The sequence below is a fragment of the Rhizobium sp. R339 genome (genome assembly GCF_002211395.1).
Classification (GTDB): domain Bacteria; phylum Pseudomonadota; class Alphaproteobacteria; order Rhizobiales; family Rhizobiaceae; genus Rhizobium.
Genome location: NZ_LOKV01000023.1, coordinates 122,783 through 137,322 on the forward strand (window position 1 = coordinate 122,783; position 14,540 = coordinate 137,322).

Consider the following 14,540-nt stretch of genomic DNA (forward strand, 5'->3'; position numbering starts at 1 on the left):
TCGACTCCTTTTCGAAATTCGGCCGGACGATAGACCAAACCGGAAAGGCAGGCGAGGCGGAAAAGCAAAATCGATGGGGCGCAAGCGCGCCGAAACGACTCGGATCGCTTTGACGGAAGCACGTCTAAAGCTCTTTGTTTTTTTGCATGTCGTTATCCCCGAACCGCTGCCCATGTCCTGAGGACATGCATTAGTAATAAAGAAGAAAGTTCTAATTCAATTTACAGTTATTTAGCACAAGCTAAATAGCATCGGCCGAAAGCAAGCTGTTCGGGGGGAGCAGATGTTCTCGGTCATTACATGTATTCGCGACAATCACGATTGGCGCCTGGTTATAGTGGCGGCCGCTGTCTGCTTGGTTGGCGCCATGGCGGCGATGCTGCTGCTTTCCCGTGCGCAGGAGTGCGACGCCGGGCGGCGCAAGCTCTGGATCGGCGCATCCGGCTTTGCCTTCGGCACCGGTGTATGGGCAACGCATTTCATCGCGATGCTCGCTTATGACGGCGGCACGCCGATCAGCTACGCACTCGACCTGACACTGCTTTCCTTTTTTCTGTCGGTCACAAGCTCGTGGGTGGCGATCCTCGCCGCGACGCAACGTGACGGACAATTTTCCCGCATTTGCGGCGGCGTCCTGATGGCTCTCGGCATTGCCGCCATGCACCTGACCGGCATGCAGGCGATCGAGACGCAGGCGGTGATCCTCTACGATCCCGTGATGACACTGACAGCGGTTCTGGCCGGAATGTTTCTGGCGAGCGCCGCCTTCCATATCTTTTTCACTTTGAAGGGCATGCGGCGGCTGCTGACCTCGTCCCTGGTCTTCGTCCTTGCCATCTGCACGCTCCACTTCATCTCGATGGGCAGCATTACGCTCGTGCCGGACCCCGGCAAGGAGGTTCCCACATTGGTGCTCGACACCAGGGTGCTCGCCGCCATCGTCGTGGTGGCGGCAACCGCTCTCATCCTGGTCGTCCTTGCCGTGGTCTTCGTCCAAAGCCATCTGACGGATCTGCGCGGACTTGCCAATGCCTCGCAGGAGGGGCTGCTGATCCTGCGCGAAGGCCGGATCATCGACGCCAACGAGCGGTTCCAGGCCTTGTCAGGCTGGATGCTGGCCGCCCTCTTGGGCAAGGCGCCCTCGGATGTCCTGACGGTCGTTCAAGGAGCGCGGGAGAACAGGCCCGGCGAGACGCTGCTGAACACACGCGCCGGCAGGGAAATTGCCGTCGAGGCGACCAGCAGCAGGATCGTTTATCGTGGCCGCAATTGCGAGGTGCTGGCGGTACGCGATCTCACCGAGCGCAAGCAGGCCGAGGAGATGATCGAGCATCTCGCCCACCACGACGTGCTGACCGACCTGCCGAACAGGTCGCTCTTCGACACCCGCATCCGGCAGGCGCTGCAGGTGGCCGAACGAAAGAACACCGAAGTCGCGCTGTTCCTTCTCGACCTTGATCGGTTCAAGGCGGTCAACGATATCTTCGGCCATGCCGAAGGCGACCGCATTCTCTGCAAGGTGGCCTCGATCCTGCGCCGGGTGGCGGGTGACAGCGATACGATCGCCCGCCTCGGCGGCGACGAATTCGCCATCATCCAGCCCGCGGCGCAACAGCCGGCGTCGGCGCAAAGGCTTGCGGCTGCGATCATCGACGAATTCGCCGCCGAGATGGACACGGCCCGGGATCCGACCGCCGTCGGCGTCAGCCTCGGCATCGCGCTCTATCCCAGGGATGGGAGCACGGCTGAAGAACTCTACAACAATGCCGATACCGCGCTCTACCGCGTCAAGCACGACGGCCGCGGCCAGGCCTGCTTCTTCGATGCGGAAATGGACGAAGCGGCGCGCAACCGCCGCCAGATCGAGAGCGACCTGCGCCACGCGATCATCCGCAACCAGCTTCATGTCAGCTACCAGCCGATCCTCAACGCGCAGAGTGGCGAGATCAGCGGCTACGAGGCCCTGATGCGCTGGCACCGGCCGGGCCACGGCATGACCGAGCCGGACGTCTTCATCCCGATCGCCGAGGAAAGCGGTTCGATCGTGCAGCTTGGCGAATGGATATTGCAGCAGGCCTGCATGGAGGCCATGCGCTGGCCGCAGCCGCTGAGGATTGCCGTCAATGTTTCGCCGGTGCAGTTCATGCTGCCCAATCTGTGCGAGCGGATCGGGGCGGTCCTCGCCGAGACGGGACTGGCGCCCGATCGGCTGGAACTCGAGATCACCGAGGCAGCCCTGATCCGCGATCGCGACCGGGTGATGGTGACGCTGCAGCGCCTGCGCAAATTGGGCGTGCACATCGTCATGGACGATTTCGGCACCGGCTACTCCTCGCTCTCCAACCTGCGCTCGTTCCCCTTTGACAAGATCAAGGTCGACCGCAGCTTCACCGGCGTGCTGGAGCATGATGCGACGGCTCGATCGATCGTGCGCGCCATCATCGGTCTCGGCCACAGCCTCGGCATGCCCGTGGTCACCGAGGGCGTGGAAACCGAGGTGCAGCGCCGGATCGTCGTCGAGGAAGGCTGCGCGCAGGTGCAGGGCATATTGCTCGGCGAGCCGGATATCGAGCCGAGCGTAAAGCTTGCCGCTCATCAAGGCTTCATGCCCAAGCAGGCCGGAACCGGCGTGCCGCCGCGATGGCGCACAAGCCTCGTCAGCGAATGATCTTAATTTGGTCAGAGCGCCTTGGCGTTTTCCAGGAGCCGGCGGATATATTCGAGCGTCAGTTCACGCTCGAAAGAGCGAAAACCTTTGAACAGCGCAAGGTCGGCCTCGCGCGCGGTCTCGATCGCCTCCGCCTCCATGGCGCGCGCCTTCGGCGTCAGGAAGATCAGTTGCGCCCGCTTGTCGGATGGATGCGGCTGCCGTTCGATCAATCCGTCTCGGACCATGCGCGAAAGCGTATTGGCCATGGTCGCCTGCTCGATGTCGACCCGTTCGAGAAGCTGTTTCTGGGTCAGTCCGTCTTCGGCCCAAAGCTCCAGCAAGATGGGAAACTGGCCCGGAGAAAAACCAAGCCCGACCGCGCGCTGGTGCAGCGAGCGGGCGAAACCTTTCGCCAACTGGCTGGCAAGGTAAGCTCCCGAATCCATGCGGTTAAATCCCATGATTGCAAGTTGGCTCAAAAGCATGCCGGAGACAATGCAGCAAATCGCCCAGGATGATCCAAAACATATGAGCCGAGATCATAATTTCGAGTGGCTGCAAAAAACATAAAGCCGCCATGGCCTGGAGGTTGGCCATGGCGGCTTGATAGTGAGGACAAAGGCCCGGAGAGGGGGATAAGGCCTTTGTCCAAGCCTGACGCGGCGGGGGACAAGCCGGTGATCAGACCCGCGGCACATCAAGCGCCGGTGACATGGATTTGTGACTACGAATGTGGTTTTTCAAGGGTAACGCTACGTTACAAATCGGTAACAGTTTGGTGAGCAGAAATCTCTCGGATTTCAAACGCCCATAATCTCAGGCGTTCGAACTTTATATGGACCTCGTCCCGTGCCCGCGCTATCCATGCACGCATGAAAAAAGGCGATCACCTCTTCCTAGTCGACGGTTCCGGATTCATTTTTCGGGCGTTTCATGCATTGCCGCCGCTAACGCGCAAAACAGACGGCCTGCCGGTCGGCGCCGTTTCCGGTTTCTGCAACATGCTGTGGAAGCTGTTGAGAGATGCGCGCAATACGGATGTCGGCGTCACGCCGACCCATCTTGCCGTCATCTTCGACTATTCGGCCAAGACGTTCCGCAAGGATCTCTACGATGCCTACAAGGCCAATCGCTCGGCGCCTCCGGAAGAACTCGTTCCGCAATTCGGCCTCATAAGAGAGGCGACGCGCGCCTTCAACTTGCCCTGCATCGAGACCGAAGGCTTCGAGGCCGACGACATCATCGCCACTTACGCCCGCTTGGCCGAGGCGTCGGGCGCCGATGTCACCATCGTCTCGTCAGACAAGGATCTGATGCAGCTCGTCACACCGAATGTCCACATGTACGACAGCATGAAGGACAAGCAGATCGGCATTCCCGATGTCGTCGAGAAATGGGGCGTGCCGCCGGAAAAGATGATCGACCTACAGGCGATGACCGGCGATTCCGTCGACAATGTCCCCGGCATTCCCGGCATCGGCCCGAAGACTGCCGCCCAATTGCTCGAGGAATATGGCGACCTCGACACGCTGCTCGAACGCGCCACCGAGATCAAGCAGGTCAAGCGCCGCGAGACGATCCTCGCCAATATCGACATGGCAAAGCTTTCGCGCGAACTCGTGCGGCTGCGCACCGATGTTCCGCTCGACCTCGATCTCGATGCGCTGGTGCTGGAACCGCAGAACGGGCCGAAGCTGATCGGCTTCCTCAAGGCGATGGAATTCACCACGCTGACGCGCCGGGTCGCCGAAGTTTGCGATTGCGATGCGAGCGCCATCGAACCGGCGGTCGTGCGCATCGAATGGGGTGATGCGGCCCACGGTCCCGATCTCAGTGCGGCAGAGCCGGAACCGGTCGCCGGCGGCATCCCTGACGTTGCCGGTGAAGCCGTGCCGGTGCCGCAGCGTGCGAAGACGAAGGCCGCCGTCGAAGGCGCCTTTTCGCCTGCCGATCTTGCCAAGACGCGGGCCGAGGCCTTCGCGACGCTGCCCTTCGATCATTCCGCCTATGTGACGATCCGCGATCTCGCCGCACTCGACCGCTGGATCGCCGATGCGCGCGATACCGGCCTCGTCGCCTTCGATACCGAGACCACGTCGCTCGATGCGATGCAGGCCGAGCTCGTCGGTTTCTCGATGGCGATTGCCGACAATGTCGCCGATCCCACCGGCACGAAGATCCGCGCCGCCTACGTGCCGCTTGCCCACAAGAACGGCGTCGGCGATCTGCTTGGCGGCGGCCTTGCCGAAAACCAGATCCCGATGCGCGATGCCCTGCCGCGGCTCAAGGCCTTGCTGGAGGACGAATCGGTTCTCAAGGTCGCCCAGAACCTGAAATACGATTACCTCCTGATGAAGCGATACGGCGTCGAGACCAGAAGTTTCGACGATACGATGCTGATTTCCTACGTGCTCGACGCCGGCACTGGCGCCCACGGCATGGACCCGCTCTCGGAAAAATTCCTCGGCCATACGCCGATCCCCTACAAGGATGTGGCTGGCAGCGGCAAGGCGAACGTCACCTTCGATCTGGTCGATATCGACCGCGCCACCCATTATGCCGCCGAAGATGCCGATGTGACGCTGCGCCTCTGGCTGGTGTTGAAGCCGAGGCTGGCGGCCGCGGGCTTGACCAGCGTTTACGAACGGCTGGAGCGGCCGCTGCTGCCAGTGCTGGCGCACATGGAATCGCGTGGCATCACCGTCGACCGGCAGATTCTGTCGCGCCTCTCCGGCGAGCTCGCCCAGGGCGCCGCACGCCTGGAGGACGAGATCTACACGCTGGCCGGCGAGCGTTTCAATATCGGTTCGCCGAAGCAGCTGGGCGATATCCTGTTCGGCAAGATGGGCCTTGCCGGCGGCAGCAAGACGAAGACCGGCCAATGGTCGACTTCTGCGTCGGTTCTGGAGGATCTCGCCGCCGCCGGTTTCGAACTGCCGCGCAAGATTGTCGACTGGCGCCAGCTCACCAAGCTGAAATCCACCTATACCGACGCGCTGCCCGGCTATGTCCATCCGGGAACCAAGCGGGTTCACACCTCCTATTCGCTGGCATCGACGACGACGGGGCGCCTGTCCTCTTCCGAGCCGAACCTGCAGAACATTCCGGTGCGCACCGCCGAAGGCCGCAAGATCCGTACCGCCTTCATCTCGACGCCGGGCCACAAGCTGATCTCGGCCGACTACAGCCAGATCGAACTGCGCGTGCTCGCCCATGTGGCCGAGATCCCGCAGTTGACCAAGGCATTCGAGGATGGCGTCGACATCCATGCCATGACGGCGTCGGAAATGTTCGGTGTGCCCGTCGAAGGCATGCCGAGTGAGGTCCGCCGCCGCGCCAAGGCGATCAATTTCGGCATCATCTACGGCATCTCGGCCTTCGGGCTTGCTAACCAGCTTTCGATCGAGCGTTCGGAAGCCGGCGATTACATCAAGAAGTATTTCGAGCGCTTCCCCGGCATCCGCGACTATATGGACAGCCGCAAGGCGATGGCGCGCGACAAGGGCTATGTCGAAACGATCTTCGGCCGGCGAATCAATTATCCGGAGATTCGTTCCTCCAATCCGTCCGTGCGGGCCTTCAACGAACGGGCGGCAATCAACGCCCCGATCCAGGGCTCGGCGGCGGACGTCATCCGCCGGGCGATGATCAAGATGGAGCCGGCGCTCGCGGAAGCCGGCCTTGCCGAGCGCGTTCGCATGCTGCTGCAGGTGCATGACGAACTCATCTTCGAAGTCGAGGACGAGGATGTCGAAAAGGCGATGCCCATCATCGTCTCGGTCATGGAAAATGCCACCATGCCGGCGCTCGAAATGCGCGTGCCGCTGAAGGTCGATGCGCGTGCCGCCACCAATTGGGACGAGGCGCACTAGCCACGTCCCTAAAAAAGCGAAGATTTTTCCTCTTTACCCAATTCATTGAAATCACAGCAACTTATGCCCAGAAGCCGTATCGGAACGATACGGCAGGAAGGAACTTATTAACCTTCCTTTTCTATCCCGGTAGGGTCGTAATTTGCCAAGCGTGAGTGAGTAGCGGACGCATGCGTTTTCCCAGAACCAATTTGACGGATGCCGCAGATTTTTCCAGCGGGCTTGAAACTGAGCTTCGAGAGGAAGATGCCGGCGAAAGGCCGCCGGCGCCGATTTGGCAGAGCAATTTTTCCCTGGCGCCGAACGTTCGTTTCACCCGAACGCCGGAAACGCTGATCAGCCGGCGCCGGTCGCCGAACGAACCCGTTCGCGATGATTCGCAAATTGCACAGCAGGCGATCCGAATCGAGCCGGTCGCCGTCGACGTGCCCTTCGATATTTACCTGCCGGAGCCGGAAGAGCTTGCCCCGGCGCCTGTTCCCGTGGTCGAGGCTCAACAGCCGGCGCTCTCCGTCGCAGCTGAAGCGCCGGGCCTGCGTGCGGCGTCCGAGCTGTCTTCGATTTCGGATTTTGCCTTCTGGGAAGTCATGGCCTTCGAGGAGGTCGAGCCGATCCGCGCGCCCGCAATCATTCTGCCGAAGATCGAGACCACCCCAGAATCGATCACCTCCTTGTTCCGCGTCATGGAATGGCGTCCGGGCGCACCGAAAATCACGCCCGCCGCATCCCGCCCGGTCCAGCCGCTGGTTGCAGCGCCGGTGCGGCCTGCCGTGCGCCTGCCCGCGGCGATATCGCGGGAAAGACCCGCCCCGGCTCCGGAGGCGCCCGTCGCGCCGGTGCTTCAGGTCGCTCAGGCACCTCAGGCAGCACCCGTTCCTCAAGCTGCACCTGTAGCTCAGGCTGCACCGGCCCCCCGTCAGATGCCGCCCGTCGCGGCGGTCCTGCCGTCGCCGCGTCTTGCGGCAAGGCCGGAAAAGGTCGATTCGTCAGGCTACGAGTTTCCGCCTCGGGCTCTTTTGCAGGAGCCGCCGGAGCGCCTTGGCGAGATCATGTCGCAGGAGACGCTGGAGCAGAATGCCGGCCTCCTGGAAAGCGTGCTGGAGGATTTCGGCGTCAAGGGCGAGATCATCCATGTCCGCCCCGGTCCCGTCGTCACTCTCTACGAATTCGAGCCGGCGCCGGGCGTGAAGTCGTCGCGCGTCATCGGCCTTGCCGATGATATCGCCCGCTCGATGTCGGCGCTTTCGGCCCGTGTTGCCGTCGTGCCGGGCCGCAACGTCATCGGCATCGAACTGCCGAATGTCACCCGCGAAACCGTCTATTTCCGCGAGATGATCGAAAGCCAGGATTTCGAGAAGAGCGGCTATAAGCTGGCGCTCGGCCTCGGCAAGACCATCGGCGGCGAGCCCGTCATTGCCGAACTCGCCAAGATGCCGCATTTGCTCGTTGCCGGCACCACCGGCTCGGGCAAGTCGGTCGCCATCAACACGATGATCCTGTCGCTGCTCTACCGGATGACGCCGGAGCAGTGCCGGCTGATCATGGTCGATCCGAAGATGCTCGAACTTTCCGTCTATGACGGCATTCCGCATCTGCTGACGCCTGTCGTTACCGATCCGAAGAAGGCGGTCATGGCGCTGAAATGGGCCGTGCGTGAAATGGAGGAGCGTTATCGCAAGATGTCGCGCCTCGGCGTACGCAACATCGACGGCTATAACGACCGTGTGGCGCAGGCGCGCGAAAAGGACGAAACCGTCCACATCATGGTCCAGGTCGGCTTCGACCGGCAGACCGGCGCGCCGATCGAGGAGCAGCAGGAGCTGGATCTGGCGCCGATGCCCTATATCGTCGTCATCGTCGACGAGATGGCCGACCTGATGATGGTCGCCGGCAAGGAGATCGAAGGTGCGATCCAGCGTCTCGCGCAAATGGCGCGTGCCGCCGGCATTCACCTGATCATGGCGACGCAGCGCCCGTCGGTCGACGTCATAACAGGCACGATCAAGGCGAACTTCCCGACCCGCATCTCCTTCCAGGTCACCTCGAAGATCGACAGCCGCACCATTCTAGGCGAACAGGGCGCCGAGCAACTGCTCGGCCAGGGCGACATGCTGCATATGCAGGGCGGCGGGCGCATCGCCCGCGTTCACGGCCCGTTCGTCTCGGATGCCGAGGTCGAAAAGGTCGTTGCCCATCTGAAGACGCAGGGACGCCCCGAATATCTCGATACCGTCACCGCCGATGAGGAGGAAGAGACGGAAGAGGAAGAGGGCGGCGCGGTGTTCGACAAGAGCGCCATGGGCGCCGAGGACGGTGACGAGCTTTACCAGCAGGCGGTCAAGGTCGTCATGCGCGACAAGAAATGCTCCACCTCCTACATCCAACGCCGCCTCGGCATCGGCTACAACCGTGCGGCCTCCCTGGTGGAGCGCATGGAAAAGGAAGGTCTCGTCGGACCGGCTAACCACGTCGGCAAGCGCGAGATTGTATCGGGACGAGGCGAGGGCGACTGATCGATGGCGGGACGGAGTGCGGGCGCATTCCGTCTCACGGTCTCAGCGCCGCCAATCGCACGGTCTCGCTAACGAATTCGGTCTTTCCGCCGGTATAGACGTCCCAATCACCGTCTGCCTGCGCAGCCAGCCGCCGTTTCAGTTCGGCATAGGCCGTGGCTCTCTCGGGATGATCTCTGAGGTAGTCGCGAAACAGGATGCGTTGCCGATGCGCGAAATTTTCCGGGCCGCAAAGATAAAGCCTGAACCCGTACCCTTCGCAGTCTCGGGTGAAGACCCACCGGCCTTCTCCATGAAGGTCGCCGTGAAAGATGAAATTCGCCGCGCGCAGCAATTCGATCGCCGTCTGTAGAGCATCGGCGGAAATCGTCACGGCATCGACGTCGATCTTCGGCTTGGCCGCCAGGCCAGGCACGGAGGTGCTGCCGATATGATCGATGGAAAGTACGAGGCCCGGGAGCAGGACGGAGACCTCGGCGCTGATGTCGTCAAAAAGCAGCGGCCAGGAAGGGTCGTAATCGACAACTTTGATGGCGCGCATGCTGGTCTCTCGCTTGCGGTCAGTGCACCTCGGCCAGGAGCCCGTCCAGGATCTCGATCATCTTCTGCTCGGCCTCTTCGAGCGAGCCGCTATTGTCGAGATCCGTCACGTCGTATTCGCCACGCACTGTCAGCGGTCCGCGGGCGAGCCGCGCCATGATATCCTCATGCGTCTCGCGTCCGCGCGCCTCCAGCCGACCGGCAAGTACCTCGGGGCGGGCGGTGACGTTGATCACCTTCAGCCGGGGGAAGGCGGCCTGGAAACGGTGAAGCGCGGAGCGCGAGCCGTTGGCGACGACGATATGGCCCTTCGACAGCGCCACCGAGACTTCGGCCGGAATGCCGTATTTCAGGCCGTGCGCTTCCCACCAGACGGCGAAGGAACCTGACTGCTCCATGGCTGCAAAGCCTTGGAGGGAGACGGAAAGATGATCCTCGCCCCCGGCGTCGCGGTGACGGGTGATGACGCGGCGGGTGAAATGAACCTCGGCGCGGCCGGTGAAATGCCGGGCGGCAAGCTTCATCAGCGTGTCCTTGCCGGCGCCGCTCGGCCCGACGACGACGACCATGATGCCGTGCTCGGCGCCGGCTCCGGGATGCGGTTCGTGCGGCATCATGCGACACGGCGTCCCTGGCGCCAGACGGAGCGCGTCACCGGCACGCCATGCGAACGGTGAACGCGCACGAGATCGGCGCGCAGCCCGGTTGCGATCCGGCCGCGGTCGTCGAGGCTGACGGTACGGGCGGGCGTCGACGTCACCATGGCGATCGCCTTCGGCAGCGTGATGCTCTCCACCTCGTCAGCGAGGATGAAAGGCGCGTGCAGCAGGCTGAGCGGCACGTAATCGGAGGATAGCACGTCGAGCACGCCCATTTCGGCGAGATCGCGGGCGGCGATATTGCCCGAGTGGGATTTGCCGCGCACGATATTCGGCGCGCCCATCAGCACGCTCATGCCGTGCTCGTGCGAGGCCCGGGCGGCATCGAAGCTGGTCGGGAATTCGGCAAGGCGCACACCGTTGTCGATCGCCTCGTCGACATGCGAAAGCGTTGCATCGTCATGGCTTGCGACGGTGATGCCGCGCTCACCACAGACCTTGGCAATGGCGTTGCGATGCGGCGTCGAATTGCGCGCCGATTCGGCCTGACGTTTGGCGACGAAGCGGGCGAAGACCTCGTCGCTCAAGCCGCGCTTCTTCTGGTAGTAGAAAATGTACTGGTCCATTGTCTGGAACTGCCGCTGGCCGGGCGCATGGTCCATCAATGAGACGAGGCGCACATGCGGATCGTTTTCGAAATCGGCGAAATGCTCGAGCACATTGTCGGCCGAGACCTCGCAGCGCAGGTGAATGAGGTGCTCGGCGCGCAGCCGTCCTTCCTTCTCCGCCGCCTGGATGGCATCGGCCATCTCGCGCATCTCGCCATGCTCGAAGCCGCCGTCCTCGTCCGCCCCCATTCGCAGGCAGTCGAAAACCGTGGTAATGCCCGATGTGACGATCTGGGCGTCGTGCGCCTGGATCGCGGCCGTCTTGTTCCAGCGGATGCCGGGACGCGGCTGGTAATGGCCTTCGAGATGGTCGGTGTGCAGCTCCACGAGGCCCGGAATGATGTAGTCGCCATCGAAATCTTCGCCGGCTACCGAATTGCCTTCGGAGATATCGGCAATCTTGCCGTCGCGAATGAGCATCGAGCCTGTGAGGATGTCGTCCTCGAGAACGATGCGGGCATTGGAAAACACGGTCTCTTTGCTCATGGGCGTCTGATCTTTCAGCGTTTGGCGCCGGCAAGCGGCAGCCAGGAATGAACTTTGAACGGGGCGCCGCGCGTCTCCTCGGTGAAGACGGCAAGGCCGGAAATCAAAAGCGGCCGGCCGGTGAAACCGGAAAAACGCTCGGCCAGGATCGCCTTCATCACTGCGGCACGTATCTCCGGCACCTGGCCGGTCAGTGTCATGTGAAAGCCGAAATCCTCCATGACGTAAGGATAACCCCAGCGCAGCAGATTGGCACGCTGGCTGTCGCTGAGCTTCTCCGGATCGCGCCTGATAATATCGGCTTCGGAGAGCGCCGCGCGAAAGGGCTCAAAGGATTTTACCACCTTCGCGGCGAAATCCTGAAGAGGTTGATGAGGAGAACCGGGAACAAGGGCAAAAAAACGGCCGAGCTGGCCAAGCACGAGCTCGGGGATCTCAAAAGCCGGCGTGCGCGCGGCAAACTCTTCAACAACCGCCATGAGATCCCTCTCGGTGACCGAGGCGGCAAGCGAAAACGGCGCCTTGATCGTGGCGTGAAAGCCGTAGCGTCGCGGGTCGGCGGTCAGTTCGAACTGCTCGGCGGCACTCAGCGTCTCATGCTCCGGCGCAGGATAGGTCTCGCCGGTGAAAGCATCGCGGCCGAGCCAGCGCGAGGCCGCGCCGGTCAGGGGATCATCCTTCGGCGGCGAAAAATAGAGAGCGTAGCGCAAGGCTTTTATCCTGGGGATCGTCGAGACGGGGGAGCGCAATGTGCAGTGATTTGGCGGCGAACCGCAAGCAGGCTCCCGGCTAAAAGATTTCCGTGACAGAATGATGATGGCGGCAGCGCCCCCACGCTTTGAATTCTTAGGTCAGTGCGCTTTCGTGCCCATCAGCCGGTGGCGCAACGCGTTCGAGGCCGCGTCGAAGAGGAAGACGACGATCAGGATCAGAATGACCATGTAGGCGACGTTTTCCCAATTGGCGTTGGTGCGCATGGCCTCCCAGAGTTTGAGGCCGATGCCGCCCGCGCCGACGGCGCCGATGATCGTCGCGCCGCGAACGTTCGATTCCCACTGATAGAGCGTCTGGCTGACGATAACAGGGACGATCTGCGGCATAATGCCGTAACGGTGGACGAGCACGGCCTCAGCGCCGGTCGATTTGACGCCCTCCCGCGGCTTGTTGTCGATATTCTCCAGCCCTTCGGAATAGAGCTTGCCGAGCGTGCCGGTCTCGGTGAGGAAGATTGCGCCGGAACCGGCAAGCGGGCCGGGACCGAAGGCGCGGGTCAGGAACAGCGCCCAGATCAGCATGTCGACCGAGCGCAGGAAATCGAAGAAGCGCTTGAGGATCTGGTTCAAAAGCCGGTTCGGCGTGATGTTGCGCGCCGCCAGGAAGGCGAGCGGGAAGGCGGCGAGCGAGCCGAGCAGCGTTCCGAGGAACGCCATGACGATTGTCTGGAAAAGCTTCGTCCAGACGTCGCCATGCTGCCACTCGCTGTTGTTCCAGATGTCGTCGAAGGCAAGCGACAGGTTGGACTGGTCGGGCTTGAGGCGCGGGCCGGAGACGATGAGGCTGACGACCTCGCCGGCCGGCTTGTCGAAGAAGGACGATTGCGGGTCGAACAGGAAGTTCGCCCAGCCGATGAAACGCTTGCGGATCTTCACGCGGTCGACGGAAATGCTGACGTCGCCGCCAAAGCCGAGATTTGCGAGCACGTTGTCGTCATAAACGGTCATCCAGCTCGGCACGGGTCCGACGACCTTCGGCGCGCCGCTCGACACGTCGACGGGGACGCTGACGCCATGCGCGGCGACGATCGTCTCGCTCTTCGAGACGGTAACGGTGCGGCTCGTGCCGATGATGGAAACGGTGACGCTGCCGTCGGGATTGTTGACCAGCCAATCGGGGTGGGGATTGTCGCCGAGCGGCGAGAAACGGGGATAACGCACCTCGATCGAACCGTCGTCCTGAATGCGGAATTCCGGCTGAACGTCGTAGCTCACCCATTGGCTGAGATAAATACCGACACGCTCCCAGCGGGCTTCGGCGAAGAGCTTCGGCAGGTCGAAGAACCAGACGGCGTAGAGGCCGTAGAGCAGCGTCGCGATCGCGATCATCAGCCCGCCGAAACGCTGGCGGAACGACCGGTGGAAATATTCGGGATAGCGCGCTTCTATCTCGTTCATGCGGTTTGCGTCGATCACCGTCATGGCGGCCTCAATGTTGTAGAAGGAAAGCATGCTCGCCGACGAGACGGCGGCGCAGCCATGCGGAGAACTGATCGACGGCGACGATCGTCACGAACAGCAGGAGAACGAGCGCCATCGTCTTGGCGCCGAAGCCGCGCGAGATCGAAAGCTTCAGTTCCTCGCCGATGCCGCCGCCGCCGACGGCGCCGATAATGGTCGAGGCGCGCACGTTGATCTCAAGGCGCAAGAGCGTATAGGAGGTGAAATTCGGCAGCACCTGCGGCAGGGCGGCGAAGCGAACGCGCTCGCACCAGTTGGCACCGACCGCTTTCATGCCCTCATGCGGCTTCATGTCGATATTCTCGGCCACCTCGTAGAAGAGTTTGCCGAGTGCGCCGATCGTGTGCAGGGTGATGGCGATGATGGCGGCGACCGGCCCGATCGACAGGATCGCCGAAAACAGGCCGGCGATGACGATCTCCGGGAAGGCGCGCAGGAATTCCATCAGCCGTTTGGTGAAGATGCGCAACGGCCATGAACTGGTCAGGTTGCGCGCGGCAAAGAAGCTCAAGGGAACGGCAAAGATAAAGGCGATGATCGTCGAAAGCAGCGCCACGTTGATCGTGACGATCATCAGCTCGAAATATTCGGGAATGTAGAAGGCGCCCGAGACATAGACGCGCCCCTTGTCGAAATTGAATTCCTCGCCGCCCTTGTCGTTCACGCTCGCTATGTCGAACAGCGCGCGCCAGACGTCGTTCCAGTCCTTGGGAATGAGCCAGCTCAGAAAATCGAAGAGATGCGGCAGGCGGTCGAAGAAATGGCCGGCGTTGCTCTCGTCGGCGAAGCGGACGGAGCTGACGAAAGCCGCGATCAGGATGACCAGGCCGAGCACGGTATAGAAGCGGCGCTTGGCGACCATGCGGCCCCAGGCGGTGCCGATCTCCTCGGTGCTCTGCATGTGCGGCTGTGTATCGGCAATAGTCATGGACGCCCCGCCCGGTTACAAAGAAAGGGCGGCCGTTTCCGGCCGCCCCG

10 protein-coding genes are annotated in these 14,540 nt (G+C 62.2%); 3 read left to right on the plus strand and 7 right to left on the minus strand.

Going from position 1 to position 14,540, the window contains the following annotated elements:
• The first annotated feature begins 283 nt into the window (after positions 1-283).
• Complete coding sequence (locus tag ATY76_RS19800; protein ID WP_088676432.1) at positions 284-2,668, plus strand: EAL domain-containing protein; 2,385 nt, start codon at positions 284-286, stop codon at positions 2,666-2,668.
• Between the two features lie 11 nt (positions 2,669-2,679).
• Here ATY76_RS19800 and ATY76_RS19805 read toward each other — a convergent pair whose 3' ends face one another.
• A complete protein-coding gene (locus tag ATY76_RS19805; RefSeq protein WP_088676433.1) occupies positions 2,680-3,096 on the minus strand; it encodes a MarR family transcriptional regulator in 417 nt (138 codons plus the stop codon).
• A gap of 426 nt (positions 3,097-3,522) precedes the next feature.
• Here ATY76_RS19805 and polA point away from each other — a divergent pair, with 426 nt between their 5' ends.
• Both polA and ATY76_RS19815 read left to right on the plus strand, forming a co-directional pair.
• Entirely contained in the window at positions 3,523-6,522 is a 3,000-nt protein-coding gene (gene polA / locus ATY76_RS19810) for a DNA polymerase I (RefSeq protein WP_088676434.1), read from the plus strand.
• Between the two features lie 170 nt (positions 6,523-6,692).
• Positions 6,693-9,035 (plus strand): DNA translocase FtsK, encoded by a 2,343-nt coding sequence (locus tag ATY76_RS19815; protein ID WP_088676435.1) that lies wholly within the window; start codon positions 6,693-6,695, stop codon positions 9,033-9,035.
• A 34-nt stretch (positions 9,036-9,069) separates the two neighbouring features.
• Here the strand turns inward: ATY76_RS19815 and ATY76_RS19820 are convergent, their stop codons facing one another.
• The 6 genes from ATY76_RS19820 to phnE (ATY76_RS19845) all read right to left on the minus strand — a co-directional run bounded on the left by ATY76_RS19820 (position 9,070) and on the right by phnE (ATY76_RS19845) (position 14,490).
• Positions 9,070-9,576 carry a GrpB family protein gene (locus tag ATY76_RS19820; protein ID WP_088676436.1) on the minus strand — a complete coding sequence of 169 codons (507 nt, stop codon included), beginning with the start codon at positions 9,574-9,576 and terminating at the stop codon, positions 9,070-9,072.
• 19 nt (positions 9,577-9,595) lie between these two features.
• A complete protein-coding gene (phnN, locus tag ATY76_RS19825; RefSeq protein ID WP_190233710.1) occupies positions 9,596-10,189 on the minus strand; it encodes a phosphonate metabolism protein/1,5-bisphosphokinase (PRPP-forming) PhnN in 594 nt (197 codons plus the stop codon).
• On the minus strand, positions 10,189-11,328 hold the full coding sequence (locus ATY76_RS19830) for an alpha-D-ribose 1-methylphosphonate 5-triphosphate diphosphatase (RefSeq protein WP_088676438.1): 1,140 nt from the start codon (positions 11,326-11,328) through the stop codon (positions 10,189-10,191). The genes phnN and ATY76_RS19830 overlap by 1 nt, the downstream gene beginning before the upstream one ends.
• A gap of 14 nt (positions 11,329-11,342) precedes the next feature.
• The gene (locus ATY76_RS19835; RefSeq protein ID WP_088676439.1) at positions 11,343-12,038 is read right to left on the minus strand and encodes a DUF1045 domain-containing protein; all 696 of its coding nucleotides are present in this window, start codon (positions 12,036-12,038) and stop codon (positions 11,343-11,345) included.
• A gap of 141 nt (positions 12,039-12,179) precedes the next feature.
• Complete coding sequence (gene phnE / locus ATY76_RS19840; protein ID WP_088676947.1) at positions 12,180-13,523, minus strand: phosphonate ABC transporter, permease protein PhnE; 1,344 nt, start codon at positions 13,521-13,523, stop codon at positions 12,180-12,182.
• A gap of 7 nt (positions 13,524-13,530) precedes the next feature.
• On the minus strand, positions 13,531-14,490 hold the full coding sequence (gene phnE / locus ATY76_RS19845; RefSeq protein ID WP_088676440.1) for a phosphonate ABC transporter, permease protein PhnE: 960 nt from the start codon (positions 14,488-14,490) through the stop codon (positions 13,531-13,533).
• Positions 14,491-14,540: the final 50 nt, after the last annotated feature.

Coding starts and splice junctions, on each gene's coding strand:
- ATY76_RS19820 (WP_088676436.1), bottom strand. CDS start 9,576: ATGCGCGCCATCAAAGTTGTCGATTACGACCCTTCCTGGCCGCTGCTT.
- ATY76_RS19830 (WP_088676438.1), bottom strand. CDS start 11,328: ATGAGCAAAGAGACCGTGTTTTCCAATGCCCGCATCGTTCTCGAGGAC.
- ATY76_RS19815 (WP_088676435.1), top strand. CDS start 6,693: ATGCGTTTTCCCAGAACCAATTTGACGGATGCCGCAGATTTTTCCAGC.
- phnN (WP_190233710.1), bottom strand. CDS start 10,189: ATGCCGCACGAACCGCATCCCGGAGCCGGCGCCGAGCACGGCATCATG.
- phnE (WP_088676440.1), bottom strand. CDS start 14,490: ATGACTATTGCCGATACACAGCCGCACATGCAGAGCACCGAGGAGATC.
- ATY76_RS19800 (WP_088676432.1), top strand. CDS start 284: ATGTTCTCGGTCATTACATGTATTCGCGACAATCACGATTGGCGCCTG.
- phnE (WP_088676947.1), bottom strand. CDS start 13,523: ATGACGGTGATCGACGCAAACCGCATGAACGAGATAGAAGCGCGCTAT.
- polA (WP_088676434.1), top strand. CDS start 3,523: ATGAAAAAAGGCGATCACCTCTTCCTAGTCGACGGTTCCGGATTCATT.
- ATY76_RS19805 (WP_088676433.1), bottom strand. CDS start 3,096: ATGGATTCGGGAGCTTACCTTGCCAGCCAGTTGGCGAAAGGTTTCGCC.